Origin of the sequence: Nocardia sp. NBC_00565 (assembly GCF_036345915.1) — a bacterium.
In the GTDB taxonomy this organism is placed as follows: Bacteria; Actinomycetota; Actinomycetes; order Mycobacteriales; family Mycobacteriaceae; genus Nocardia.
In genome coordinates this window covers 7,089,096-7,115,875 of the sequence record NZ_CP107785.1, presented here as the reverse complement: position 1 = coordinate 7,115,875, position 26,780 = coordinate 7,089,096, and the positions used below count along the sequence as shown (strand labels likewise).

General features: G+C 66.7%; 24 protein-coding genes. 14 read left to right on the top strand and 10 right to left on the bottom strand.

The features are described from left to right. Position 1: 1 nt before the first annotated feature. A complete protein-coding gene (locus tag OG874_RS32795; protein ID WP_330250952.1) occupies positions 2 to 811 on the bottom strand; it encodes an enoyl-CoA hydratase/isomerase family protein in 810 nt (269 codons plus the stop codon). Positions 812 to 1,422: 611 nt separating this feature from the next. Further along, on the bottom strand, positions 1,423 to 2,592 hold the full coding sequence (locus tag OG874_RS32790) for an acyl-CoA dehydrogenase family protein (RefSeq protein ID WP_330250951.1): 1,170 nt from the start codon (positions 2,590 to 2,592) through the stop codon (positions 1,423 to 1,425). Positions 2,593 to 2,828: 236 nt separating this feature from the next. Here OG874_RS32790 and OG874_RS32785 point away from each other — a divergent pair, with 236 nt between their 5' ends. Continuing rightward, the gene (locus OG874_RS32785) at positions 2,829 to 3,350 is read left to right on the top strand and encodes a hypothetical protein (protein WP_330250950.1); all 522 of its coding nucleotides are present in this window, start codon (positions 2,829 to 2,831) and stop codon (positions 3,348 to 3,350) included. Between the two features lie 78 nt (positions 3,351 to 3,428). On the opposite strand, the gene OG874_RS32780 is transcribed toward OG874_RS32785, so the two are convergent. From OG874_RS32780 to kstR, 5 genes are all read right to left on the bottom strand, one after another. After that, on the bottom strand, positions 3,429 to 4,265 hold the full coding sequence (locus OG874_RS32780; RefSeq protein ID WP_442943450.1) for a metal ABC transporter permease: 837 nt from the start codon (positions 4,263 to 4,265) through the stop codon (positions 3,429 to 3,431). A 29-nt stretch (positions 4,266 to 4,294) separates the two neighbouring features. Beyond that, positions 4,295 to 5,215: a metal ABC transporter ATP-binding protein gene (locus OG874_RS32775; protein ID WP_330250948.1), complete on the bottom strand. Its 921-nt coding sequence runs from the start codon at positions 5,213 to 5,215 to the stop codon at positions 4,295 to 4,297. A 65-nt stretch (positions 5,216 to 5,280) separates the two neighbouring features. Continuing rightward, positions 5,281 to 6,162 carry a metal ABC transporter solute-binding protein, Zn/Mn family gene (locus OG874_RS32770; protein WP_330250947.1) on the bottom strand — a complete coding sequence of 294 codons (882 nt, stop codon included), beginning with the start codon at positions 6,160 to 6,162 and terminating at the stop codon, positions 5,281 to 5,283. A gap of 224 nt (positions 6,163 to 6,386) precedes the next feature. Next, positions 6,387 to 8,957 (bottom strand): trehalose-phosphatase, encoded by a 2,571-nt coding sequence (gene otsB, locus OG874_RS32765; RefSeq protein WP_330250946.1) that lies wholly within the window; start codon positions 8,955 to 8,957, stop codon positions 6,387 to 6,389. Between the two features lie 430 nt (positions 8,958 to 9,387). Then, a complete protein-coding gene (gene kstR / locus OG874_RS32760) occupies positions 9,388 to 10,038 on the bottom strand; it encodes a cholesterol catabolism transcriptional regulator KstR (RefSeq protein WP_330250945.1) in 651 nt (216 codons plus the stop codon). Between the two features lie 149 nt (positions 10,039 to 10,187). Between kstR and OG874_RS32755 the strand changes: the two genes are divergently transcribed. The 7 genes from OG874_RS32755 to OG874_RS32725 all read left to right on the top strand — a co-directional run bounded on the left by OG874_RS32755 (position 10,188) and on the right by OG874_RS32725 (position 17,915). Further along, a complete protein-coding gene (locus OG874_RS32755) occupies positions 10,188 to 12,428 on the top strand; it encodes an acyl-CoA dehydrogenase (RefSeq protein ID WP_330250944.1) in 2,241 nt (746 codons plus the stop codon). Positions 12,429 to 12,506: 78 nt separating this feature from the next. Next, entirely contained in the window at positions 12,507 to 13,571 is a 1,065-nt protein-coding gene (locus OG874_RS32750; protein ID WP_330250943.1) for an acyl-CoA dehydrogenase family protein, read from the top strand. Continuing rightward, positions 13,556 to 14,716, top strand: coding sequence for an acyl-CoA dehydrogenase family protein (locus tag OG874_RS32745; RefSeq protein ID WP_330250942.1), 1,161 nt, complete (start codon positions 13,556 to 13,558; stop codon positions 14,714 to 14,716). Before OG874_RS32750 ends, OG874_RS32745 begins: the two co-directional genes overlap by 16 nt. 46 nt (positions 14,717 to 14,762) lie before the next feature. Then, positions 14,763 to 15,725: a bifunctional MaoC family dehydratase N-terminal/OB-fold nucleic acid binding domain-containing protein gene (locus OG874_RS32740; RefSeq protein WP_330257516.1), complete on the top strand. Its 963-nt coding sequence runs from the start codon at positions 14,763 to 14,765 to the stop codon at positions 15,723 to 15,725. After that, positions 15,722 to 16,174 carry a MaoC family dehydratase gene (locus tag OG874_RS32735; RefSeq protein ID WP_330250941.1) on the top strand — a complete coding sequence of 151 codons (453 nt, stop codon included), beginning with the start codon at positions 15,722 to 15,724 and terminating at the stop codon, positions 16,172 to 16,174. Before OG874_RS32740 ends, OG874_RS32735 begins: the two co-directional genes overlap by 4 nt. Continuing rightward, positions 16,167 to 17,342, top strand: a complete 1,176-nt coding sequence (locus tag OG874_RS32730; protein WP_330250940.1) for a lipid-transfer protein — start codon at positions 16,167 to 16,169, stop codon at positions 17,340 to 17,342. The genes OG874_RS32735 and OG874_RS32730 overlap by 8 nt, the downstream gene beginning before the upstream one ends. Before the next feature lie 132 nt (positions 17,343 to 17,474). Further along, a complete protein-coding gene (locus OG874_RS32725; RefSeq protein ID WP_330250939.1) occupies positions 17,475 to 17,915 on the top strand; it encodes an NUDIX hydrolase in 441 nt (146 codons plus the stop codon). Here OG874_RS32725 and OG874_RS32720 read toward each other — a convergent pair. Further along, entirely contained in the window at positions 17,888 to 18,478 is a 591-nt protein-coding gene (locus OG874_RS32720; RefSeq protein ID WP_330250938.1) for a TetR/AcrR family transcriptional regulator, read from the bottom strand. The two genes, OG874_RS32725 and OG874_RS32720, sit on opposite strands and share 28 nt — an antisense overlap. Before the next feature lie 64 nt (positions 18,479 to 18,542). Between OG874_RS32720 and zapE the strand changes: the two genes are divergently transcribed. The 6 genes from zapE (at position 18,543) to OG874_RS32690 (ending at position 24,039) form a co-directional block, all read left to right on the top strand. Continuing rightward, positions 18,543 to 19,535 carry a cell division protein ZapE gene (gene zapE / locus OG874_RS32715; RefSeq protein WP_330250937.1) on the top strand — a complete coding sequence of 331 codons (993 nt, stop codon included), beginning with the start codon at positions 18,543 to 18,545 and terminating at the stop codon, positions 19,533 to 19,535. Positions 19,536 to 19,682: 147 nt separating this feature from the next. After that, positions 19,683 to 20,627 (top strand): DUF4129 domain-containing protein, encoded by a 945-nt coding sequence (locus OG874_RS32710; RefSeq protein WP_330250936.1) that lies wholly within the window; start codon positions 19,683 to 19,685, stop codon positions 20,625 to 20,627. Continuing rightward, positions 20,624 to 21,118, top strand: a complete 495-nt coding sequence (locus tag OG874_RS32705; RefSeq protein ID WP_330250935.1) for a hypothetical protein — start codon at positions 20,624 to 20,626, stop codon at positions 21,116 to 21,118. Before OG874_RS32710 ends, OG874_RS32705 begins: the two co-directional genes overlap by 4 nt. A gap of 29 nt (positions 21,119 to 21,147) precedes the next feature. Continuing rightward, a complete protein-coding gene (locus OG874_RS32700; RefSeq protein ID WP_330250934.1) occupies positions 21,148 to 22,110 on the top strand; it encodes an AAA family ATPase in 963 nt (320 codons plus the stop codon). Between the two features lie 220 nt (positions 22,111 to 22,330). Beyond that, positions 22,331 to 23,590 carry a DUF58 domain-containing protein gene (locus tag OG874_RS32695; RefSeq protein ID WP_330257515.1) on the top strand — a complete coding sequence of 420 codons (1,260 nt, stop codon included), beginning with the start codon at positions 22,331 to 22,333 and terminating at the stop codon, positions 23,588 to 23,590. Continuing rightward, entirely contained in the window at positions 23,587 to 24,039 is a 453-nt protein-coding gene (locus tag OG874_RS32690) for a hypothetical protein (RefSeq protein ID WP_330250933.1), read from the top strand. Before OG874_RS32695 ends, OG874_RS32690 begins: the two co-directional genes overlap by 4 nt. On the opposite strand, the gene OG874_RS32685 is transcribed toward OG874_RS32690, so the two are convergent. Both OG874_RS32685 and kstD read right to left on the bottom strand, forming a co-directional pair. After that, positions 24,010 to 24,870 (bottom strand): MaoC family dehydratase, encoded by an 861-nt coding sequence (locus tag OG874_RS32685; RefSeq protein WP_330250932.1) that lies wholly within the window; start codon positions 24,868 to 24,870, stop codon positions 24,010 to 24,012. The two genes, OG874_RS32690 and OG874_RS32685, sit on opposite strands and share 30 nt — an antisense overlap. Positions 24,871 to 25,052: 182 nt before the next feature. Further along, entirely contained in the window at positions 25,053 to 26,762 is a 1,710-nt protein-coding gene (gene kstD, locus OG874_RS32680) for a 3-oxosteroid 1-dehydrogenase (protein WP_330250931.1), read from the bottom strand. Positions 26,763 to 26,780 lie beyond the last annotated feature (18 nt).

The following is a 26,780-nucleotide window of genomic DNA, read 5'->3' as shown; positions in this document are numbered from 1 at the left end:
CTCAGTCCAGGCTGGGACGTTCTTGGACGCCCTTGCTGTCCCAGGCGGGCCATTCCTCGCTGATGCTGCCGGTCCAGTTGGGCTGTCGGCGATCTCGGAAGGCGGCCATCGCCTCGCCGCCGTCGATACTCTCGGTGACGTGCTCGTTCAGGTCGGTTTCCAACTGTCCGACCATCGTTGGGCTCATCCCGATGCCCTCCCATAGCAGCCGCTTCGACAGCGCGACGGGCAGCGGCGCCGCACCGTTGGCGATGTCGTGAGCGATGGCCAGCGCGGTGGGTAGCACCTCGCCACCGGGCAGGCAGCCGTTGGCCAGGCCCATCGCCTTGGCCTCGTCACCGTCGAAGGTGCGACCGGTCAGCATGATGTCGGCGGCATTGGCCATGCCGACCAGCCGCGGCAGCGTCCAATGCGCGTAGCCGTCGGCCAGCACGCCGCGGCGCACCTGATTGAGTCCGTAGACCGCGTCACGCGCCATGTACCGCAGATCGCATTGCAGGGCCAGCGCCAGCCCGATGCCGACCGCGTGGCCGTTCACCGCGGCGATCACCGGTTTGCGCACCCGCCACGGCGGCGGATCGATGGTGGCGCTGACCTCACCGACCCGGTTCGACAGATCCGCCCCCGCGCAGAACGCGGGCTCCGTGCCGGTGATGACAACCGCGCGGATCGCATCCTCGGCATCGCAGCGCTGCAGCGCCGCACTCAGTTCGGCGGCCATTGCCGGTGTCACGGCGTTCTGCTGCGCGGGTCGATTAAGCGTTAGCACGGCGATGCCCGCTGAGACATCGACGAGCAGTTCCGAACTCATGCCAGGCATGTTAGCCGACCGCACTGGGTATGACTCTGGCCCGAAAAGTGAGATTCGGACCCAGTCGACCACAGCGGAGCGAGTCTTACGAGCGACCGTTCGTGGCCCGTCTCGTGTTCGTGGCCTTCGAACACGGCCGGGTCGTCGATGCCCGTTCGTGGTAGGTATGAGTCTCGACGGTCTGCGAGGTGGGGACTCCGCTCTATCGACCACTACGGAGCGAGTCTTACGAGCGACCGTTCGTGGCCCGTCTCGTGTTCGTGGCCTTCGAACACGGCCGGGTCGTCGATGCCCGTTCGTGGTAGGTATGAGTCTCGACGGTCTGCGAGGTGGGGACTCCGCTCTATCGACCACTACGGAGCGAGTCTTACGAGCGACCGTTCGTGGCCCGTCTCGCGTCCGAGCAGTCGAAGCGCATGCGACAAGTGCGACACCTCATCAACAGACTCGACCATCACGGAGCGAGTCTTACGAGCGACGTTCGCGGCCCGTCTCGCGTCCGAGTCGTCGAAGCGCATGCGCCGCAGGCGCGAGTCTCGACGGCTCGGACGCGAGACATCCGGGGGCCGCGAACGCGCCGCGCCGTAGGCGCGGCCAAAAGATACAGCAATTCAACGCAGCACATGGCGGCCGATGGCGTACTTGTGAACCTCGGTCGGGCCGTCGTAGAGGCGGAAGGCGCGCATATCGCGGAAGATCATTTCGACGACCGTTTCGTCGCTGATGCCGATGCCGCCGAGCACCTGTACGCAGCGGTCGGCGACCTTGAACAGTTCCTCGGAGACGTATGCCTTCGCGATCGAGCTTTCGTGCCTGGCCTTGTTGCCCTGGTCCATCAGCCAGCAGGCGTGCCAAATGGTGAGGCGGCACTGGTGCAGCGCGATCTCGTTGTCCGCCAGCATGAACGACACGCCTTCGTGGTCGCCGATCGGCTTGCCGAAGGCGGTGCGGGTCCTGGCGTATTCGACCGCGATGGACTGTGCGCGTTCGGCCGCGCCGAGCCAGCGCATGCAGTGGGTGAGCCGGGCCGGGGCCAGCCGCAACTGGGCGTAGCGCAGCGCCTGACCGGTCTCGCCGAGCAGTGCAGCCTTGGGCAGCACCAGATTCTCGAAGCGCACGACGCCGTGGCCGCCGACGTAGTTGCGGTCCATGGTGTTCATGGTGCGTTCGATGTTGATGCCGGGCTGATCGCCGTCGGTCAGGAACAGCGTCGGGCCCTCAGGAACATGTGGGTTCGGTGCGACCCGGGCCATGATGATCCACGTCTTCGCGCCGTCCGCGCCGGTGATGAGCCACTTGCGGCCGTTGATGGTGAAGTTCTCGCCGTCGAAGACCGCCTCGGTGGCCAGCTGATTCGGATCCGAACCGGCACCGTCGGGTTCGGTCATCGCGAAGACGGTGCGCTGATATCCGGCGATCGCGGGCGCGAGGTGGCGCTCGACCTGTTCCGGGTTCGCGATCTTGGACAGCAGGAACATATTGCCCTCGTCGGGGGCGGCGCAGTTCATCGCGACCGGACCGAGGGTGGACCAGCCCGCCGCCTCGTAGATCACCGCCTGCTCGATATGGGTGAGCCCGCGCCCGCCGAGGGCTTCGGGGGCCTGCACGGTCAGCAGTTTCTCCGCGCGGGCCAGTTCGACCAGTTCTTGGCGCAGTTCATCGGTGGGGCCGTGCGAGGTCAGTCGCGGATCACGCTCGAACGGGACGATCTTGTCGATGACGAACTGGCGGACCCGATCGCGTTCGGCGGCGAGTTCGGCGGGAATCGTGAAGTCGATCATCGGTAGTCACCATTCGTTCGATGGACGCGTGCGTCGAGCATACGAAACCGGGCGCGATCGACTGACGGCGACTGCCATCAAAGGGTGGGTTCATTGGTTAGGGCCTTGCTGACCTGCGCTGATATCGGGTGTCAGCGCTGGCCGCGCAGCTATCAGCGCGCTGTCAGCGGTACCGGAGATCGTGTCGTCGACGAGGAGCCACCGGCTCCGCCGAAAGACCCGATGAGGAGAAGACCATGATGACCATCGCCGCCCTCGCCCAGCTGCTGATCGCCCTCGCCTTCGTCAGCATTCCGCTGGTACGGGCGCGCTACGGGGCCGCCGCCAAAGACGCCGTCGGCGCGGAGCTGACCCGCCAGGGCGTACGCCCCGCCATCCTCGAGGAGAATGGCCTGCGGCTCGACGCGGGCGGCCACGAGACCTGGGCGCCGGTCGGGATCGCGCTGGTGATGACCACGCTGGCCGTGGCGAATCTGGCAGGCAACGGCTGGGGGCAGACGCTGTCCTGGATCTTCCAGGTGCTGGTGCTGCTCGGCAACGGAGCGATCCTCTACTCGAATCTGACCGCCGCCAAGAGCATTCGGGCCGCGTTCGCTCGCAAGGGCGATCCGGAACTGGCGCGCGTCGACGTCGAGCGCTTCCTCGACGCGGCCGGAGCGGGCTTCCCCCGCTGGGTGATGCCCTACCTGCAGAACCTGCGCCATGTGATCGTATTCGGCGGTTCGATCGTGGTGCTGATCGCGCTGGTCGTGGCCTGAAGTGCACATCGGCCTGAGTGTCCGGTCCTGAATCGCTTCGGGGAACGGGCGCTCAGGCCAACGCCATCGAGCAGTTGCCTAGGTGACGCGAGCGGCGCGCCGCCGACGCGGCCCGACAACCCGGCAGATCAGGTAGATCAGGAACGAGATCGTGGTGACGAACGTCGATACCGGAACACCAGGCGCCAGCGACAATAGGATGCCGCCCACCGCGGCGGTTTCCGCGAACACCACCGCGAGCACCGTGGCCCGCACCGGATTCGCGGTCAACTGTGCGGCCGCGGCCGCGGGCGTGATCAGCAGCGCGAGCACCAGTAGCGCTCCGACGATCTGCACGCCGAAGGCCGCCGTAATGCCGAGCATGACCGCGAACACCACCGACAGTGCTCGCACCGGAACTCCACGCGCCAGCGCGACTTCGGGATCCGAGCTGGCGAACAGCAGCGGCCGATAGACCATCGCGAGTACGGCGAGTACCAGCACGGTGCAGGTCAGCAGCAACGCCAGGCCGCTGTAGCCGACGCTGACCACCTGACCGGTCAGCAGCGAGAACTTCGATCCGGCGCGTTCGGGACCGAGCCACAGGAACAGCACCGAGAGTCCGAGCCCGAACGAGAGCACCACCGCGATCACCGAATCGCGTTCTCTGGCTTTGGTTCCGAGCAGTCCGAAGAGCACCGCCGCCACCACCGAGCCGACGATCGCGCCGAGTCCGACGCCTATTCCGGCGAGCAGTGCGGCGGCCGCACCGGTCAGCGACAGTTCGCTGGTCCCGTGCACCGCGAACGACATCTGCCTGCTGATGATCAACGGGCCGATCACCCCGGCGAGCAGGCCGAGCAGCGCGGCCGCGAGCACTGCCTGCTGGACGAAGGCGTAGGAGAGCAGGTTCGCGGTGGTGGAGAAGTCGAGCATCTTCGTGACGACATCCGAGAGCTTGTCGATCACGAACGAACTCCACTCGACTCGGGCACCTCATCGGAAAGCGTCGCGCCGTGGCAGTGTTGGGCACCCGCGGTGCCGAGCGCGTCCATGGTGTCGCCCGTCCCGACGACCACCAACCTGCCGCGCACCCGCAGCACATCGACCTCGGTCTGATACAGCTCCGAGAGCACCGCCGAGGTCATCACCTCATCGGGCGTGCCGATCCGGAACTTCCCCTCGACCAGATATAGCACCCGATCCACCAGCGGCAGAATCGGATTGATCTCGTGTGTCACGAAAAGCACTGCGGTGCCGTGGGTTCGCCTGCGCCGATCGATCAGCTCCGAGACCAACCGCTGATTGGCCAGATCCAGGCTGAGCAGCGGTTCATCGCAGAGCAGCACCCCGGGATCACCGACCAGCGCCTGCGCGACCCGAAGCCGCTGCTGTTCGCCTCCGGACATGGATTCCAATGGCGCATAAGCGAATTTCTCCGCGCCCACATCGGCGATGGCGGCCTCGACCTTGCGCTTGCGCTCGGCGTGGCGGCGCAGCCCGAGGCCCCAGCGGTGTCCGTCGACGCCGAGTCCGACGAGGTCGACGCCGCGCAGTTGGACCCCGGCGTCGATCGTCTTCTGTTGCGGCACATAGCCGATGGCGGGATTGCCCGCGCGAGCCGGACCGCCCGCGACCTCGGCGGTGCCGGCGCTGAGTCCGAGCTGGCCGAGCAGCACCTTGAGCAGTGACGTCTTACCGGATCCGTTCGGTCCGAGCACCGCGACGAATTCGCCGGGTGCCACCTCGAGGTCGAGACCCTGCCACAGCGTGCGATCGCCGAACGACAGTCGGGCGGCATCGAGGCGGACGACGGCAGCGCCGGATTCGGGCTCCACCGACCGCGCCTGCACCCGTTCGGTCTGTTCGGTCAGTGGAGCTCCCATGGGCCCACCCGCCACCCGGCCACCACCCCTCATCGAATCGCTGCGCGATGCTCTCATATTTCGGTTCAAGCCAGCGCCGCGGCGAGCGCCTTGGCGTTCTCGGTCTGCCACTGAATGTAATCCACACCCGCGGGCAGGGTTTCCGTCACCTCGACGATGGGTAGGCCGTTGGACTGCGCGATCGACCGCAGATCCTTCGTGATCTTGTCCTCGGTCTGGATGTTGTAGACGAGGACGCGGACCTTCTTACCGGTGAGTAGATCCTGGGTGGCCGCGACGGCGGCGGGCGCCGGATCGGTCTCCTGTTCGATCGCTTCCTGGAACTCGTGCGGGGTCAGATCCTGGGTTCCGGCGGCGACGAGCAGGTAGTGCGCGAGCGGTTCGGTCTGTAGCACCGGTGTCTTCGGGTGCTCGGCGCCGATCTTGGTGGCGATGGTGGTGATCGCGGCGAGCCGGCCCTTGAAGGCCGCCGCGCGCTCGGTGTAGGCCGAGGCGTGCGCGGAGTCGATCTCGCCGAGCGCCGCGGCGATCTTGTCGGCGACCGTGCTCACGGTGCCCATGTCGTAGAAGACGTGCTCGTTCTCGTCGCTCTTGTCGGTACGGGATTCGAACGCGTCGACGGTTTGCCTGTCCTTGCCCTGGATGGCCTTCTCGATGAACTCGTCGTAGCCACCGCCGTTGTAGACGATGAGGTCCGCGTCGCTGATCTTCGCGGACTCCACGGCCGAGGTCTCGTGCGAATGCGGGTCGGCGGCCGGATCGGTGATCAGCGAGGTCACCGAGGCATCCGGTCCCGCGATGGTCGTGGCGATATCTCCCCAGACGTTGGTGGAGGCGACGACGTTCGGCTTACCGGAGTCGTTCGAGCTGCCACATGCGGTGAGGGTCACAGCGGTGGCCACCCCCACGGCGATACCGGCGAATCTGATGGCAATTCGTGTTCTCACGCGGGGGTGCTCCTGCGAGTGCTCAGATCTGGAGTGCTCTAGATCATAATGGAAATCGTTACCATTTAGACCCTAACAGGAGACCCCGCCGAGCACGAGTCGGTGTTCGCTTCGTCACCCCGGGGTCGGGCGTGGCGGCCGCGGCCGAGGTCCGGATACAGCCGGGCCCGCGAACCGATCGGTTCGCGGGCCCGGAAATCTGCGTGGATCAGATCTGCGATGGATCAGACCAGCGCCTCCACCGGCTTACCCAACAGCTGTGCACAACGCAGCAGGCCGAGGTGGCTGTAGGCCTGTGGATGATTGCCGAGCGAGCGTTCGGCGACCGGGTCGTACTCCTCGCTGAGCAGCCCGGTCGGCCCGGCCACATCGACCAGCTGAGCGAACAGCGCCTCGGCATCCGAACGCTTCCCGATCAGCAGATACGCCTCGACCAGCCAGGCCGCGCACAGGTGGAAGCCGCCCTCGCCGCCGGGCAGGCCGTCGTCGTGGTGGTACCGGTACACGGTCGAACCACTGCGCAACTCCGCCTCGGTAGCCACCACCGTTGCCGCGAAGCGCGGGTCCGACGGTTCGATCAGGCCGCTGAGACCGATGTGCAAGGTGGCCGCGTCGAGATCGGTGCCATCGTAGGCGGCGGTGTAGGACTGGACCTCTTCATTCCAGCCCTTGGTCTTGACCTCGTCGGCGATGGTGTCGCGCAACGTGCTCCAGGCCGGATCGATCTGACGCTCGAACCGCTGCGCCAAGGTGATCGCGCGGTGCACGGTCAGCCAGCCCATCACCTTCGAGTACACGTGATGGCGCGGGTTGCCGCGGATCTCCCAGATGCCGTGGTCGGGTTCCTGCCAACGCCGCTGCACCGCGGAAACCATGGCGTGCACCAGTTCCCAGTCGGCATCGGGCAGGGCCTTGGCCGGATCGGTCAGCCCCTTCACCTCGCGGCCGTGGGCCAGCGATGCGATGAGATCGACGATCGGACCGAAAACATCCAGCTGCACTTGCATATTCGCGGCGTTGCCGACGCGGACCGGGCGCGATCCGGCGTAACCGGGCAGCTGATCGATGGACGCCTCGGGCGGCAGCGTCTCGCCGTAGAGCGTGTACAGCGGGTGCAGGCGCTCCGGGCCGGGCAGCGTCTCCAGGACGCGGTGCACCCAGCCGAGGAATTCCTCGGCCTCGGTCAGCGAGCCCAGCGAGACCAGCGCCTGCGCGGTCAATGAGGCATCGCGCAGCCAGCAGTAGCGGTAATCCCAGTTGCGCACGCCGCCGATATCCTCCGGCAGCGAGGTGGTGGCGGCGGCCAGGATCGAACCCGACGGCGCGTGCACCAGGCCGCGCAGGGTGAGCGCGGAACGCTTCATCAGATCCGGTTTCAGCTGCGGCAGTTGCAGTTTGGCCGCCCACTTGGACCAGTAATCCTCGGCATCCCTGCGCCGTTCCGGCTCACTGCTCATGGCCGGAGCGAGATCCTGTGTCCCGCAGCGCATCTCCAGCACGATCGGGCCGAGCGACGGATCGACGACGGCGCGTGCAGAACTGTGCATACCGTCGGACTGGATCTGCCATTCGACACCGGGGGAGCGCAGCACCATCGGATCGTTGGTGCCGAGCACGCGCAGGCCGGTCGGCTCGCATTCGATGCTCACCGGCACCTGGCCGAATTCCGGTCGGGGCGCGAAGGTTACGACGGCCTTCGCGTCGCCGGTGATCACCCGGGTCAGATCGGTCCTGGTCGGCGCCACGTCGTGCGGCAGGTAGTCCACCACTTGCAGCTTGGCCCAACGGGTTTCGACGGTCATGGTGCCGTCGATATAGCGCTGCGAGAGCGGCAGTCCCGGACGTTCCGGTTCGATGGTGAAGTGGCCCGCCTGCGGTCCGCCGAGCAGATGCGCGAAGACCGCCGCCGAATCCGGTTCCGGATGGCAGAACCAGGTGACGGTCGCATCGGGTGTGAGCAACGCCACCGAACGCGGACTGGCCAGCATGCTCAGCCGTTCGATGCGCGGTGCGCTTGCCCCGGCCAGCCAGGTGCGCCGCTCCTCGAGCAGGTAGGCCAGTGCCCAGGAGACCGCCTCGGTGCTGTCCACCCGGTACTTGGCCAGGCTCTCGCCCTCGCCGACCTTGATGCCGAGATCGGGGCCCGAGAGCATGCGGAAGGCCTTCTCATCGGTGACGTCGTCGCCGAAGAACACCGCGGCCGACGCGCCCTCCTGATGCCGGACGGTATCGAGTGCGACGCCCTTATCCGTCTGGATCACCGCCAGCTCGATGACCGACTTGCCCTCGGTCACCTGCACGCCGACCCAGCAGGCCGGGCCCTGTCGGACCGCCTTCATCGCGCGCAGCCCGATCTCCGGACTCGCATTGCGGACGTGCAGCGCGACGCTGGCCGGTTTGATCTCGACGGTGGCACCGGGATTCTCCGCGGCGATCTGCGACAGACTCGTCTGCACTTCGGTCAGGAGTTGTTTGGCGTCGTTGTCGATGGCGTGTACGAAGCCGACATCGAATTCCGAGCCGTGACTACCGATCAGTTGCACTTCGACGGGAAGTCGCGACAATGCCGCGAGATCTCGCAGTGCACGGCCGGATATCACGGCGGCGGTCGTTCCGGTGAGACCGGCGAGCGCTCGTAGCGCGCTGACCGATTCCCGGTGCGGAAAGGCCTTCGCCGGGTCGGAAACGATGGGCGCGATCGTCCCGTCGTAGTCCGATGCGACTAAAAGCCGTGGCACGCGCGCGACCGTCGACAATGCACGGCGAAGTTCCAGTGGCAGATCCTGTGCGCTCACGCATCCAACCTAGTGATCGGAGGAGTTTTTTCCGGGGCACGCGTGACAATACTGTGTTGAATTTGCCGCACCGAAGCGCGCCGCTATGCGTGCGCATGATTGCGCATGCGTATACCGGTGCTGTACTGGATCTGCCCAGCTGACGGGTTTTTACCCAACGTCGAGCGTGTGCGGACTCACGTTCGCCGATTCGAGTCACACTGCGCCACAGGACCGGTCGGTCCGCCCGGCCGATTCGCCGGGCATGAGCTAGCGGCCGCCCCTTTTCGAGCGATCCGCTAGCGGCTGACCCTTTCGAGCGACCTGCGAGCAGTCGCTAGCGGCTGACCTTTTCGAGCGACCTGCGAGCAGTCGCTAGCGGCTGACCTTTTCGAGCGACCTGCAAGCAGTCGCTAGCGGCTGACCCTTTCGAGCGACCTGCAAGCAGTCGCTAGCGGCCCCCGTTTTCGCCGAGCAGCAGATCCACGGTCAGTTCCAGACGCTCGGCGACGTCGGTGGCCGATGCCCGCCGGGTCAACCAGGCCACCAGATTCGACAGCCACACATCGCTTATCACCCGCGCGATCGCCAACTGGCGTTCGGTGGGTTCGCCGTCGTTCATGGCTCTGGCAAAGACGCGATCCATCACCTTGCCGACCCGGTCCACCTCGGCGGCGGCCGACGCGTCGGCGAACATGAACGCGCGCGTCATCGCCTCGGTGAGCAGCGGATCACGCTGCATCATCCGGGTGATCTGGTTCAGCAGCAGATGCATGCGCTCATTCGGCGTCTGCCCGGCGAGCGGCCTGCGTTTGCCTTCGATCTGCTCGAATTCCCGGGACAGCGCGGAGACGAGCAGATGCACCTTGGACGGGAAATACCGGTAGAGCGTCCCGACCGCGACATCGGCGCGTTCGGCCACCGCGCGCATCTGCACGGCGTCATAACCACCCTTGGAGGCCAGTGCGAGCGTCGCGTCCAGAATTCGCTTACGCCGTTCCCGCTGCGCGGCCGAGCTCAGCTCGTCCTCACTGAGCGTAGTGACCGTCGCGGCAGGCAGCGCCGAGTTATCGGCGGGCTGCGATCGGGAGGGACTGGCCATTGATGAGAGTCCTTTCCAGCACTGTCGTTGCGCGTCGTTGCGCATGCGCATTCCGGCAACGGGGCTCGGTCGTCTCTTGACTTCCGCCCAGCTAGGATATTAGAACATGTTCTAGGTGTGGGAGTCACGCCGGAAAGGCGGTATGGACTGTGACCATCGCCACCACTGACGAGCATAAAGCCGGTCAGGAGTCGATGCACGGATGGGCCGGATCGGTACGTCCAATTGCAACAATGCGGGACGACCCGGCCGACTTCTGGCGCGCCTATTGGCCCGCGCTGGCCGACTTCGGGATATTCCGGGTCGCCGTCGCCGAGGCGGCCGGTGGCCACGGCGGATCGGTCGCCGACCTCGCCGTGCTGGTCGAGCAGGCGGCGCACGACCTGGTCGGCGGGCCGGTGCTGACCACGGCATTGGCGAATCTGGTCACCGCGGGCGCCCTCGATGAGGACATGCCGTGCGGTGTGGCGCTCGACTTCGTTGTCGGGCACGGCGGCACTGAGCGTAGCGGCACAGCGGCGGCATCCGGTGAGTTGTCGCTCACGGGTGTCTGGGAGTCGGTGCTCGGCGCGGCGTCGGGAACCTCGGTGCTGCTGCCGGTGCGGACGCCGAATGGGTTGCGCTGGTGCGTGATCGGACCCGAGGCCGAAGGACTGCGCATCGAAGCGCTGGCCGCCGCCGACCCGAGTACGCCGCTGGCGCGCGTGCACTGTGCCGAGGTGCGGGTGCCCGCCGACCGGGTGTTCGAGTCGCCGCATGCCGTGGAAGACCTGCTCGCGGTGCTGGTTTCCGCTGAGCTGGCGGGTGTGGTCGGCTGGTGTCTGGAGACCGCGGTCGAATACGCCAAGGTGCGTGAGCAATTCGGCCGTAAGATCGGCTCCTTCCAAGCGCTCAAACATATTTGCGCCTGGATGCTGTGCCGGGCCGAGCTGATCCGCTCGGTCGCGGCCGATGCCGCCGCGGCTGTCGACGAGGGCGGGGCGGAGCTGCCGATCGCGGCCGCCATCGCCGCCGCGATTTCGCTGGACGCCGCGGTCGAGACCGCCAAGGACTGCATCCAGGTGCTCGGCGGTATCGGCTTCACCTGGGAGCACGACGCGCACTTCTACCTGCGCCGGGCCACCGCCCTGCGGCAACTGCTCGGCGGATCGGCGCACTGGCGGGCCAGGGTCACCGAGTTGACCCGCGCGGGGCAGCGCCGGACGACCGGTGCGGATCGCGTCTTGGCTTCCGCGGCGGGAGCGACGGACCCGGAAGCGGTAGCGGAGCGTAACCACGGAGGGGCCCGTGAGCGCCGCCAATCGAACACAGGCGGCGTCGATGTCGATGACAGCAGCGCGAACGAGCTGGCCACCGAGGTGGCCGCGATCGCGGCGTTGCCCGTCGACCAGCAGCGCAATGCCATGGTCGAGGCCGGACTCGTCATGCCGCACTGGCCCGCGCCGTACGGCCGTGGCGCGAATCCCATGACGGGCCTGGTGATTTCGGAAGAGCTGCGCCGCGCCGGGCTGGAGTCGCCGGATCTGACGATCGGCGGCTGGGCGATCCCGACCCTGCTGCAGCACGGCACTCAGCGCCAAATTGATCAGTTCGCGTGGCCGACGCTGCGCGGCGAGGTGATCTGGTGTCAGCTGTTCAGCGAGCCGGAGGCCGGTTCGGATCTGGCCGCGCTGCGCACCACCGCCAAGAAGGTCGACGGCGGCTGGGTATTGCGTGGGCAGAAGGTGTGGACGTCGTTGGGCGACCGGGCGAACTGGGCGATCTGCCTGGCTCGCACCGACCCCGACGTCCCGAAGCACCGCGGCATCAGCTACTTCCTCGTCGATATGCGCAGCGCGGGACTCGAGGTGCGTCCGCTGGTGCAGATCACCGGTGAGGCGCGCTTCAGCGAGGTCTTCCTCGACGATGTCTTCGTGCCCGACGACGGTGTGGTCGGCGCCCTGAACAACGGCTGGAAGATCGCCCGCTCGACCCTGTCGACCGAACGCGTCGCCATGGGCGGCAATGGCATCGGGCCGGTGCTCGAGGAGCTCATCGCCAAACTGCCCGCCACCGGGCCTGGTGCGGAGCTGTTGAACGATCGGCTCGGCGGCTTCGTCGCCGATGCGATCGCTGGACTATTGCTGGAACAGCGGGCTGCGGTCCGGATGTTGGCGGGTGGTGATCCGGGAGCGCAGAGTAGCGTACGCAAGCTGGTCGGCGTCCGGCATCGCCAGGCGGTTGCCGAATTCGCCGTGGAGACGGCAGGTCCAACCGGTGCGCAGGACTCGGCGGTGGTAAAAGAGTTCCTGCTCACGCGCTGTTTGTCGATTGCAGGGGGAACCGAGCAGATTCTGTTGACCGTGGCTGGTGAGCGAATCCTCGGACTGCCCCGCGACACGAACAGCTAAGTCGACGAGCCCACCCGTCGCCCGACCGCCACCCCTCATGGGATCGCGGAGCGATACTGAATTTATTGGGAGTAATGCGTGGACTTCACCAGGGACGAGGGCCAAGACGCCGTCGCCGAGGTTGTTGTAAGTTTGCTGGAGCGTGAGCCGGCACGCGATATCGAGCTGTGGCCGAGTCTGGTCGAGACCGGACTGCTCTCGCTCGCGCTGCCGGAGCGGTTCGGCGGTGATGGCATGGGCCTGCCGGAAGTGTCGGTCATGTTGACCGAGCTGGCCACCGACGCGGTGGCGGTGCCCGCCCTGCCGACCCTCGGCTTCGGACTACTGCCGCTGTTGGCGTCGTTGCCGGACAGCGTCGCCGAGCGGGTCTATCCGGAGGTCGCCAAGGGGGCGGTGCTGACCGCGGCGCTGAGCGAGCCCGCGAACCCGTTCGTGGTCAAGCCCGAGACCATCGCGGTCTCCGACGGTGACGCCGTGCGCATCACCGGTCACAAGGTGGCCGTGCCGTATGCGGAGCAGGCGCGCTGGCTGTTGATCCCGACGAATTCCGGTATCGCGCTGGTGGATTCGGGGGCGGCGGGCCTTACCTTGACCCCGTCGCCGGTATCCGGCGGGATTCCCGAATGTACGGTGCGCCTCGACCGGGTCGAGGTTCCGGTCGAGCAGTTGTTGTCCGGCGGTCTCGGCGAACTGCACCGGCTGGCCGTCGCTTCGATCGGCGCGACCGCGGACGGACTCCTCAAGGGTGCGCTGGTGTTGACCGCCGAGCATCTGCGGACTCGTCGCCAGTTCAACCGGCCGCTCGCCGAATTCCAGGCCGTCGCACAGCAGATCGCCGACGTGTACGTCGTCTCGCGGACCCTGCATGCCGCCGCCGTTTCGGCGAGCTGGGCACTGGCACAGGCGGATTCGACGCCGTCGCATCAGGAGCGGATCGACGACGATCTCGATGTGCTCGCCTACACCGTGGCCTCGGAACTGCCCGCGGCCATGCAGAAATGCCATCACCTGCACGGTGGTCTCGGGGTCGATGTGACCCATCCGATGCACCGCTATTTCTCACAGGCCAAGGACATCGCCCGCTGGCTCGGCGGCGCATCCTTGCGACTCGATCGATTGGGGGCCAGATGTTCATCGACCTGACCGTGGAGCAGCGTCGGCTGCGCGATGAATTGCGCTCGTACTTCGCCGATCTCGTGACTCCCGAGGAGGAGGCCGAGATGGCGGTCAACCGCCACGGTGACGCCTACCGGGCGGTGGTGCGCCGGATGGGCGCGGATGGTTGGCTCGGGGTCGGCTGGCCGAAGGAATACGGCGGCCAGGGCTTCGGTCCGATGGAACAGCAGATCTTCTTCAATGAGGCGGTGCGCGCGGATGTTCCGCTGCCGCTGGTCACCTTGTTGACGGTCGGGCCGACGCTGCAGAGCTTCGGCACCGAGGAGCAGAAGGCGAAGTTCCTGCCCGGAATCCTGTCCGGTGATATCCATTTCGCGATCGGTTACTCCGAGCCGGAGGCGGGCACCGATCTCGCCGCGCTGCGCACGAGCGCGGTGCGCGACGATGCTGGCGACTGGATCGTCAACGGGCAGAAGATCTTCACCACCGGCGCGCACGAGGCGGATTACGTCTGGCTGGCGTGCCGCACCGGATCGGTCGAATCGCGCCACCGCGGTATCACGATCCTGATCGTGGACACCAAGGACCCCGGCTACTCCTGGACGCCGATCATCACCTGCGACGGTGCACACCACACCAACGCCACCTACTTCGACGACGTACGGGTGCCCGCGAACATGCTCGTGGGTGCGGAGAACCGGGGCTGGAAGCTGATCACCACCCAGCTCAACCACGAGCGGGTGAGCCTGGGCCCATCCGGCAAGATCGAGCAGCTCTACGACAAGGTGCACGACTGGGCGCAACCGCGCGGCGTACTCGCCGAAGCCGATGTGCGCCGCTCGCTCGGCCGTATCCACGCCATGGTCCGGCTCAACGAGCTGCTGAACTGGCAGGTCGCGGCGACCGTGGACGGGGACCAGGCCACCGTGATCGCCGATGCGTCGGCCACCAAGGTGTACTCCACCGAATCGCTGCAGGAGGCTGGTCGACTCGCCGAGGAGATCGTCGGGCACTATGGCGATCCGGCCGATCCGGCCACCGCGGAACTGCTCATCTGGCTGGACCGCCGGACCAAGCAGAACCTGGTGGTGACCTTCGGTGGCGGCGTCAATGAGGTGATGCGCGAACTGGTCGCCTCATCCGGGCTGAAATTGCCTCGGGTACCTCGATGAACCCCACGTCAGGGACTACAGCAAGGAGCCGCGCGTGCCGGAAACCATGACGCCGGAAGCGATTACCGCCGCAGCCGAGAAGATCATCGCGGCGGGCGATTGCGCGCCACGCCTCGGGCGTGACCCGGTGAACCAGCCGATGATCAACAACTGGGTGGAGGCGCTCGGGGACGACAACCCGATCTACGTCGACGAGGAAGCCGCGCGCGCCGCCGGACATTACGGCACCGTGGCCCCGCCGGCCATGGCGCAGGTGTGGACCATGTTCGGGCTCAACGGTTCTCGTCCGGCCGATGATCCGATGGCGCAGGTGACCGAGCTGCTCGACAGCGCGGGCTATACCTCCGTGGTCGCCACCGACTGTCAGCAGACCTACCACCGGTACGTGAATGTCGGTGAGCAGATCGCGGTGACCAGCAGGCTCGCCGAGATCCGCGGGCCGAAGAAGACGGCGCTCGGCGAAGGCTGGTTCGTCACGTTCCAGACCAGCTGGCAGGTGGGCGATGAGGTCGTCGCCGAAATGCTGTTCCGGCTACTGAAGTTCGCACCGGGCAGTGTTGTTTCGAGCGACCTGCAAGCAGTCGCTAGCGGCGGCGCGGCTCCGAAAGCGCCTGTGGGCGAACGAGTCAAGCCGCTCGTCTCCTGGGATACCGAATTCTTCTGGGCGGGTACGAAAGTCGGCGAGTTGCGAATCCAGAAGTTGCCGGACGGCACGCTGCGGCATCCGCCGATTCCGGCTATCTGGCAGGACAAATCCGAGCAGACCGACTACGTCGTCGCGTCCGGGCGCGGTGAAGTGTTCAGTTACGTCGTGCATCACGCGCCGAAAGTGCCAGGGCGGCAGCTGCCGTTCGTCGTCGCGTTGGTCGAACTGGAGGAGGGCGTGCGCATGCTCGGTGAACTGCGCGGCATCGACCCGGCCGATGTGAAGGTCGGGCTGCCGGTGCGGGTGGAGTTCGAGCAGCTCGACGACGAGGCCGTGCTGCCGGTCTGGCGGGTGATCGCATGACCTACGTCGAACCGATGACCGTGCGGGTGGGCACCGTGCTGCCCGAACTGGTCATCAACGCCGATCCGACCTTCGTGATCAGTACGGCCCTGGCCACCAGGGACTTTCAGGATGTGCACCACGACAGGGACAAGGCCGTGGCCCGTGGTTCCAAGGACATCTTCGTCAATATCCTCACCGATACCGGACTGGTGCAGCGCTTCGTCACCGACTGGGCCGGGCCGCGCGCCATCGTGAAATCGGTCGCGCTGCGCCTGGGTGTGCCGCTGTATGCCGGTGACACTCTCACGCTGTCCGGGACCGTATCCGCGGTCGAGGGCGATGACATCCATATCGATGTGGTCGGCCGGGACAGCCTCGGTGCCCACATCACGGCGAAAGCCGTTATCGCCCTGCTTAGATCAGCAACAGAGGGTAGATCAGCAACAGAGGGAGGCCATGATGAGTGACACGATCTCCGGTCGGGCCGCCATCGTCGGCATCGGCGCCACCGACTTTTCCAAGGACTCCGGCCGCAGCGAACTGCGGCTGGCCGCCGAGGCCGTCACCGCGGCGCTCGCCGACGCGGGTCTGACGCCCGACGATGTCGACGGTTTGACGACCTTCACCATGGATACCAATACCCAGGCCGCGGTCGCCCGCGCCGTCGGCATCCCGCAGCTGAAGTTCTTCAGCCACATCGGATATGGCGGCGGTGCGGCGTGCGCCACCATTCAGCAGGCCGCCATGGCGGTCGCTACCGGCGTCGCCGATGTGGTCGTCGCCTATCGGGCCTTCAACGAGCGTTCGGTGTCACGTTTCGGTCAGTTCTCCACCGCGCTGGCCACCGCGCCGACCTCCTCGGGCATCGACGCGGGGTGGTCCTACCCGCAGGGCCTCGGCACGCCGGCGGCCCAGGTGGCCATGGTCGCGCGCCGCTATATGCACGTCTACGGTGCGACCAGCGCCGACTTCGGGCGGGTCGCCGTCGCCGATCGCAAACACGCCGCGGTGAATCCGGCCGCCTTCTTCTACGGCAAGCCGATCACCCTGGCGGAGCACCAGAATTCGCGCTGGATCGCCGAACCGCTGCATCTGCTGGACTGCTGCCAGGAGTCCGATGGTGGTGTCGCGATCGTGGTCACCAGCGTCGAACGCGCCCGTGATCTGCCGCAGCGGCCGGCCGTCATCGCCGCCGCCGCACAGGGTTCCGGTGCCGATCAGTATGTGATGACGAGCTACTACCGCGACGCTCTGACCGGTCTCCCGGAAATGGGCCTGGTCGGCGAGCAACTGTGGGCCCAAAGCGGTTTGCGCCCTGACGATATGCAGGCCGCCATCCTCTACGACCACTTCACCCCGTTCGTGCTGATGCAACTGGAGGAGCTGGGTTTCTGCGGTCGCGGCGAGGCCAAGGATTTCATCGCCGACGGCGCCATCGAGATCGGCGGTCGCCTGCCACTCAATACCCACGGCGGCCAACTAGGCGAGGCCTACATCCACGGCATGAACGGAATCGCCGAGGCCGTGCGCCAGATCCGCGGCACCTCGGTCAATCCTGTCGAGAACCTGGAGAACATCCTGGTCACCGCAGGCACCGGCGTTCCGACATCCGGATTGGTGCTCAGCGCCAATTGATTCGGGCCAGTGGTCCGCTGGCTGGTCGACCCCGGCTGATCGTAGGTGGATATCGCCGCCCCGGACGCGGTCACCAGCAGCCTGCCCGGCGGCGCGGCGTAGGTTGGAGCGGCGCGTAGTGGGAGGTGTGGCATGACCGACCGGCATATTGTCGATGTGCACATTCTGCTTGTTCGGGGTGGTGACGTGTTGCTCAGTAAGCGGCGTAGTGACGATGAGTTCGATGGGCTGTGGCATCTGCCTGCGGGGAAGGTGGAGTTGGGGGAGTCCGCGACTGCTGCCGCGGTTCGGGAGGCGGGGGAGGAGGTCGGGGTGGTCATTGATCCAGCGGATTTGCGTCTCGTGCACACGGCGCATGTGGTCGGCTCTGGGCGTGAAGCCAGGCTCGGGCTGTTCTTTCATGCGTCGCGATGGGGCGGTGAGCCGGTGAATCGTGAGCCGGATAAGAGCTATGAGCTGCAATGGTTTTCGCTGGATGGGCTGCCGGAAGACTCGCTCATTCGGTATTCGGCGGCCGGAATCGATGCCTACTCGACCGGTCTCACCTACAGCGAACGAGGCTGGGCCAGGTAGCGGGACAGCAGCGTGGCGAGTTGATCGACGCTGCCGGGAGTGCCCGCCGGAACGTGCGTGCGAGCGCCCGCGAACCGGTCGAAGACAGCACCCTCGACCACTGCGATGAAGTCGGCGGCGGCCACGTCGGGGTCCGGGAAGTTCAAGGCGCGGAAGAGGTCTCGTGCGCGCTCGATCGAGAACAGGCTGTGCGTCAGTCGGTGGTGCAGCTCTGGATCGCCGATCAGCTCGATGATGAGTGCGTGCCGGACGATCAGGTGGTTGCGGCGCTCGGCGAGCAGTCGGTCGAGCCAGCTCGCGATGGCGTGTGCGATGCCGTAGGGGTCGGTGGGGATCGATAGCGTCAATTGGGCGGCGGTGAAGTCGTCGCGGGAGCGGGTGGTGATTCGGTCCGTGATGGCTTCGATGAGCGCGCGTTTGGTGCGGAAGTAATAGGACGCCGACCCGGCGGGCAGGTCGAGCGCGGTATCGAGGGCGCGGTGGGTGAGCGCTCGTATGCCCCGGGTCGCGATCAGATCGATGGCCGCGTCGGCGAGTGCGGTGCGCCGGTCGGTTGTGGACATCATCACCTTCTCTGGCGGCAGGCTTTCCCGATCCTCTACAACTGTAGAGGATCAGGAGGATGGCATGGAGCTCAGGGATATCGTTGTTCGCGCGGAGACCGGCGTGCGCTCACCTGCGCTGATTTTGGATGCCGATCAGATCCGGGCTCGGGCTCGGCTGCTCGAACTCCTCGACCGGCATGGGCGGCCGAGGAAACATCATCGCGGCGTCTACCTGCACGGCAGGCCCGGCCGCGGGAAAACGATGCTGATGAACGACTTCTTCGCAGGCATCGCGTCGAACCGCAAACGCCGCTTCCACTTCCACGACTTCTTCGCCCGATTGCACACCGCCGCACACGAATCGGGATCCATCGACAAGGCCATCGACGGTCTGCTCGGCAATGCCGAACTGGTCTGCTTCGACGAATTCCACGTGCACGATATCGGCGACGCGATGTTGATCGCCCGCATGCTCGACGTGCTCTTCGCACACCGCATCGTGTTGGTGGTGACCTCGAACTACCCGCCGCGGCGGCTACTGCCCAACCCGCTGTTCCACGACCGCTTCCTGCCGACCATCGCGCGCATCATCGCGCAACTGGACCTCGTCTCGGTCGATGGTCCGCTCGACTATCGCACCCGCGGCGGCTCGACGACCGGCTTCGCGGCCGGACGCTACCTGGCCGCAACCGGCCGCGACCGAAGCGGAACGCCAACCGGTATCGATATTCCGGTCGGCACCCGCAAAATCCGCGCCCGCGCCGTCGACGATTCCGTGATCGTCATCGATTTCACCGCCCTGTGCGGTACCGCCACCGCCGCCTCGGACTACGTCGACCTCGCACAACGCTTTCGACAGTGGACCTTGTGCGATGTCGTGCCCTTGCGAGACGTCCCGCCCGACTGGGCCATGCGCTTCGTGAACCTGATCGACGTGCTCTACGACGCGGATCTCGAGCTCACGATCGAGGCCAGGACACCACTGTCGGACCTGGTCGCCGACGTCCGCGAGGTCCCTGACATCGCACGGACCGCAAGCCGCCTCGGCGAGCTCCACCAAGGCGCGCTCCGATAGCGCCGAACCGGCGTAAACGCCGGTCGGAACGGCCCCGGCGCGGGATAAAGAGGAGGCGATCCGAAGTATTCGATTCCATCCCGAGCCGACCACTCGGCATGTAACTATGTGCCTGTTCAGAGCTGTACTCAGATGTGGTGGTAACAGGTGGCCAGGGCGGGAGCGCCGATATCGCGCGTGGTCGTACTGATCACGCTGCTGGCGTGTGCCGCGATCGCGCTGCGCGGCCACATTCCGGGCACCGATGAATTCGGCGACCACCGCTCGGTGCCATCCGCGATCTCGGTCGCGCTGATGCCGGTGCTGCTCACGGTGTCGGTCGTTATTCTGATCGCCGGTGTGATCGCCAGCCAGCACCGGCTCCCACTGGCCATGCCGGAGGTGGATCGTGATTCCGAGCGCAAGCACGGACTGCTCGGCCGGACGGGTCTGCTCGTACTGGCCGCGCTCGCGGTCGTCTCGCTCATTATCGCGGCGGCCTCGGCCATCTTCTTCGTCGGCTTCGGTCGCGAGGGTGAGCCGGTGCCGTCGTCGGTGCCGCGGGACGGGTCCGGCCGCACCCCGGAGGAAGTCGTCACCACTGCGGCGACCCCCGACACCACATCCGTCCATCTCAGCGGTACGGCGCTGCTGCTGGCCGGCATTGCCGCCGTGGTCCTGGTCGGTGCGGCGCTGATCGGGCTGATCGTGGTCGCGATGGCCGGTCAGCGTAAGCCGCGCGTGGTGCCGGTGCCGGTGCCCCCGGCCGCGCCGACCGTGGCCGGTTCCCTGGCCCGAGCGGCCGAAATGGGCCTGGCCGCCATGAATGTGCCCGGCCAGGATCCGCGCGAGGCCATCATCGCCAGCTATGTCGCGATGGAACGCGGCCTGTCCTTCGATCGCGCGGCCGCGCCGCTGGCCTCGGATACCCCGATGGAAGTGCTGGCCAGAGCCTTCGAGCGCGGCGCCCTGCACGACGCGTCGGCCAGGGAATTGGTCGCGCTGTTCGAAGAGGCCAGGTTCAGCCCGCATTCGATGCTGGAGTGGCAGCGGATGCGGGCCGAACAGCTGCTGCGTATCGTTTTGGCGGATCTGCAAGGGGCGATGGTATGAACCGCGCGATCGTGATCGGTGCGCTGATCGTCATCGGGCTGATCGAGCTCATCACCCTCGGCAAGGCACGCGGCGCGCTCCTGATCGCCGCCGGAATTCCGGTGGCACTGGCCATGGTTCAGCTGATCTGGTCGCTGACGGGGCGGTCGATACCGATAACCGATGCGGAATCGGACTATATCGAGAACGGCCCGGCGGAGATGCTGCGGCACTGGCATGCCAGAGCGGAGATGCTGGCCGACCGCGCGGACGGCACCAGAGCCGACTGGGATCGGCATCTGCGTCCGTTGCTGGCCAAGGAATTCGAGTTGTCCACCGGCCTGCGGGTCGCCAAGAACCGCAAAGCGACCGAGGCCGCCGGGATATTGCAGTTCGGCCCGGAATTGTGGCGCTGGGTCGATCCGGCCAACTCGGCATTACGGGATCAGACGACTCCCGCACCGGGGCGCGCGGCGCTGGACGAGATCCTGCGTCGTCTTCAGAAAATGTGAAATGGGTTGAGGCAAGTGCGAGTAGACAAATGACGGTGCCGATGGACGCGACCATCCAGCGCAGTGAGGCGGTGCTGCGGGAACTGTCCCGGGTGATCGTCGGCAAGCGGGATGAGTTGCAACTGATCATGATCGCCGTGCTGTCGGGCGGTCATGTCCTGATCGAGGACCTGCCCGGCCTCGGTAAGACGCTCATTGCCAGATCCTTCGCCGCCGCGCTCGGCCTGGACTTCACCCGTGTGCAGTTCACGCCCGACCTACTGCCCGCCGACCTGCTGGGCTCCACCATCTACGACATGTCTTCGGGCCGTTTCAATTTCCGGCGCGGCCCGGTCTTCACCAATGTGCTGCTGGCCGACGAAATAAACCGCACGCCGCCGAAGACGCAGGCCGCGCTGCTGGAGGCGATGGCCGAGGGACAGGTCAGCATCGACGGCGAAACCTTTCCGCTGCCACAGCCTTTCATTGTGCTGGCCACCGACAACCCGATCGAGTACGAGGGCACCTATCCGCTGCCGGAGGCGCAGCTGGACCGGTTCGCGATGCAGCTGCGGCTGGGCTATCTGTCGGAGAACGACGAGCGGCAGATGATTCACCGCCGCCTCGAACGCGGCTCGGCGACACCGCAGGTGGCGCAGGTCGTGGACACGAACGGACTGTTGGAGATGCGGCAGTCGGTCGAGTTCGTCACGGTGCATCCCGACGTGGTCAGCTATGTGGTCGCACTCGCCGGTGCGACTCGTGGACATCCGCAGGTCGAAGTGGGCGCCAGCCCGCGCGCCGAACTCGATCTGGTGCAGATGTCGCGGGCTCGGGCGCTGCTGCTCGGGCGCGACTATGTGGTTCCAGAAGATGTGAAGGCGCTCGCGATTCCGGCGATGGCGCACCGGATCACGCTGCGCCCGGAGATGTGGGTGCGCCGGATCCGCGGCGAGGACGTGATCACCGAATTGCTGCGCCGTCTGCCGGTTCCGCGCGCGTCGGTGACATGACACGGCGGGGTAGGGCATGACCCAGCCGGACGCTACCGAGCCGGAGCCGACCCAGCCGGAGCCGACCCAGCCGGATGCGGCCCAGACGGATGCGGCCCAGACGGATACGACCCAGCACGGCGCCGTCATCCAAGGCACCGCGGCGGCCGCGCGGGCGCACGAGGCGCACCGCCCACCGAGCCGCGACGAGCCGATGGCGGGCGGCGCTCGGCACCGGGATATGAGCGCCGCGGTCGAGGTCGAATTGCGTTGGCGGCCAGCACCATTGGTGTTCATGCTGGTAGTGAGCGCGGCGGTGGCCCTAGTGCTCGCGCTGGTGCTGGGCCGCTGGCAGCTGGTGGTTTTCGCGGCCCCGCTGCTCGGTGTGCTCGCGACCGCGCCGTGGCAGCAGTCCTCGACCAAGATCCAGGTCGAAGGCGGCGGTACGCTGCGCTGTTTCGAGACCGAGGAGATCGTGACGACGGTCGCCACCTTTGTCGAATCGGGCCATGCGCTCCTGCGGCTGACTCCGGATAAGGTGGCGGGACTCGGGATCGAGATCGAGGAGGCGATTGATTCCGGGACGGCGCCTGCCGGGTTGCGGCTGGCCCTGACGGCGGACCGGTGGGGGCGATATCCGCTCGCCGTCCGGGTCTCCGCGCTCAGCCCGGCGGGACTGTCCGTCGCCACCGCGGTGTTGCCCGCGGGTCAGCTGTTCGTCTACCCGATCACCGATCCGCAGCGCATGAAGTTGCCGCGCACCGAACTTCCCGAACGACTCGGTACCCACCTGACCCGCAAACATGGTCCCGGCGTCGAGTACGCCGATATCCGCGCGTACGCGCCCGGCGACCAGCTGCGGATCGTGAACTGGCCGGTGAGCGCGCGGCGCGGGCGACTATATGTCACCGAGCGGCTGACCAACCGGTCCGCGGATGTGGTTGTGCTCGTTGATACTTCGCAGCAGGCGCCCGGGCCGGCCACCGATTCGCTGGAGCTGTCGGTACGGGGTGCGGCGCAGGTGGTGCAGTCGACGCTGCAGGCGGGGGATCGCACCGCGGTGGTCTGCCTCGGTCAGTCGCCGCGCTGGCTGCGCCCGGATATCGGGCGTCGGCAGTTCTATCGGATCGTGGACACCGTGCTGGACGTCGGCGACGAACACATCCCGACCACCGGCACACTGGCGCCACACGCGGCCGTCCCGCTCGGCGCGATCATCATCGCCTTCTCCACACTGCTGGACACCCAGTTCGCATTGGCACTGATCGATCTGCGCAAACGCGGTCACGTCGTCGTGGTCGTCGATGTGTTGCGCGGCACGCCCTTCCACGAACATCTCGACCCGACACTGGCCAGAATGTGGAATCTGGAGCGCGCCTCGATGTACCGGGATATGGGCACCGTCGGCGTCGACATCGTGGCCTGGACCGAAGACGCGCGACTCGACCAGGTCATGCGATTGATCCCCGATCATCGCCGAACCGTACGGGTGCGCCGATGATCCGATTCCTCGCCATCCTGTCCGGTGTCCTGTTGGTGACCTCGGTGACGCTGATGACGCCATGGGCCGGTATCCCCGCCGTGATTCTGGTGATCGCGGGCTGGTGGTTGCGCCTGCCCGCCGTCGCAGCGGTCCTACTCGCCATCGGCGTACTCGCCGCCGCCGACACCGGCGTACTGGCCGCCGCCGCAACAGGATTGGTAGCCACCGCCTACCTCTTGAACACCGCCACCGTCTCCGCCCCCGTCGGCGTCGTCCCAACCACAGTGCCGTCGGTCACCGGCGCAGTAGCCTTCGCCGCCGCAGCCGTCGGCGCAGCCCTGCTCCCACTGCGCCTGGCCTGGGCCCCGATCGCCGCCCCCATCCTGGTAATCCTCCTGTACGCCCTGGTAATCCAGGGCGTAGCCATCAAACGAAGGTCAGGTGAAGCGGAGGGTGACGTCGGCTAGGACCGGAGCGTCGTCGCGCTCGACCGCTGTTGCGGCAATGGTCAATTCGCCATTCCCGCGCCAGATTCGGGTGCGGATGGTTTCGCCTGGGTAGAGGATGCCGGCGAAGCGGGCTCGGAAGGCGGTGACGCGGGTGGCGTCGGAGTCCAGGACGGTGTCGGTGGCGGTTTTGCAGACCATGCCGTAGGTGCACAGGCCGTGCAGGATCGGGTTGGGGAAGCCCGCGGCGTGGGCGAATTCGGGATCCGAGTGCAGGGGGTTGCGGTCGCCGCACATGCGGTACAGCAGGGCCTGTTGCGGAAGCGTCGGGGTGACGACGTCGAAATCCGGTGTGCGGTCAGGGAGTTCGGTCTTGCTGCTCGGGCCGCGTTCGCCGCCGAAGCCGCCCTCGCCCTTGGCGAAGATGGATGAGCGTGCGGTCCAGAGCGGTTCGCCGTCGGAGCCGGTGACCGTCTGCTCCTGCACCACAACGGCGGCCGAGCCCTTGTCCCACAGTTCGGTGATGCGTCCGGTGCTGGTCGCCTTGCCCGTGGCTGGGATCGGGCGATGCACCTCGACCTCCTGGTGTCCGTGCACCACCTTCGCGAGGTCGATATCGATGCCGGGGAACTGCACCTTCGGCGGTTCGGTGTCGTGGAAGGTGGCCGCCACGGTCGCGAAGGTCGGCAGCACCTGCGGGGTGCGGTCGTCGAGATAACGCAGTTCGGCCGCATCGGTCCAGCGCGTGCCCGCCCCGAGTCCCAGCTGGTACAGCTGCACGTCCGACGGCGTCCAAGCGAATTGCCGGCTCGGAAGTTCCGCGCCGAGCGCGATATTCGGGTCGATGGGCATCTGGTTCTCCTTGTGGATGCTTGTGGACAGATCTGCCCGATGCGGGCGGGCCCTGATGCGGTCCGGCGTGGTTGGTCTGCGGTTCGTCGCGCACGGGGACGGTTGCCTCGAATCGATCCTGCGGCGACCACATCCGCGTGGGCAAGGGGGCGTCCATTCGGTGAGACGCCCCCTTCGGTCGCTTACGCTTCGGCGCTGGCCTTGGCCGACTGCTGCTTCTTGCGCTCGGCGATATCGAGCACCGCCAGATACCCGAAGGTGATCGCGGGGCCGATGGTGGCGCCGGGGCCCGCATAGGTGTGGCCCATCACGGGGGTCGCGCTATTGCCGGAGGCGTAGAGCCCCTCGATCACCGTGCCGTCCTCGCGCAGCACGCGACCGGCGGTATCGGCCACCAGCCCGCCCTTGGTACCCAGGTCACCCGGCACGATCTTGGCCGCGTAGAACGGGCCCTGCACCAGCGCGGCCAGGCACGGGTTGGGCTTCACGGTCGGGTCGCCGTAGTACCGGTCGTAGTGGCTGTTGCCGCGGCCGAAGTCCACGTCATCGCCGGTCGCGGCGAACTCGTTGAACCGCTCGACGGTGGCGGTGAGATTGTCCACGGGTACGCCGATGTTGGTGGCCAATTCCGCGAGGGTGTCGGCCTTGACAATCAGGTCGTTTTCCATCCAGCGGGACGGAAACCGCTGACCAGGCTGCAATCCGGCGAAGATGTAGCGGTTCCGGTAGCGCTGGTCGAACACCAGCCACGCGGGAATGTTCTCGCCGGGACCTTCACCCTGCCCGTATTCGCCGCCGTACATGGTGTGCACAGCCTCGACGTAAGGAGCGGACTCATTACCGAATCGCTTACCGTCGGCGTTGACCATGATGGTGCCGGGCAGATTGCGCTCGGCCAGCGCGAACCATGGCTTACCGCCCTTGAAAATGGTCGGCCCCCACCAGGAATCTTCCATGAAGTCGACCGCGCCACCCACCGCCATGCCGGCATTGATGCCGTCGCCGGTATTGGCGGCCGCGCCGGTGGTCCACTCGGTGGTGATGGGCTGGCGCTGGTATTTGGCGCGCATCTCGGCGTTACGCTCGAAACCGCCGCTGCCGAGCACCACGCCGTACTTGGCGGTGAACCGCACCGGCTCGCCGTTGTGCTCCGCCTCGACCCCGGTGACCACGCCGTTTTCCACGATCAGCTTGGTCAGCGGGGTGTTCAGCAGCAGCGGCACATCGGCGTCGATGAGTCCCTTGCGCATGGCGGCCATGATGGCCTGACCCATGCCGAGGATGTGCTTGCCGGTCCACTTGGCGAAGTAGGTGCGGGCACCGACCCGCATGGCCCGCATGATGCCCTTCGGGTGGCGGCGGATCAGGTTGAGCCGGACGAAATCGGCCTGCATGACGACGACGTTCAGCGGGGCCTTGGCGTAGGGCGGCTCCAGGTTGAACCGCTCCTCGCCGAGCACTTTGGCGTTGAACGGGGCGGGCTCACACGAGCGACCTTGGCCGAGACCGCCGGGGGCCTCCGGGTAGTAATCGGAGTAGCCGGGCACCCACTTCATCTTCAGCGGGGTGTGCTCGAGGACGAAGTCGAAGGCCTCCGCACCGCGGTCGACGTAGGTGTCGATCCGGTCCTTGGGCACCACGTCGCCGATGATGCTGTGCAGGTAGGTGCGTGCGTCCTCGCGGTCATCGGGACGGCCGGCCGCCTTGAGCGCCTTGTTGCCGGGGATCCACACCCCACCACCGGAGCGCGCGGTCGATCCGCCGTAGTGCGCGGCCTTCTCGATGATCACCGCGCTCAACCCGTGGTGCGCCGCGGCGAGGGCGGCAGTCATACCGGCGGCGCCGCTGCCGACCACCACCACGTCGTATTCCCGATCAGTCATGTAGAACACGTTATAGAATGGGGGCGC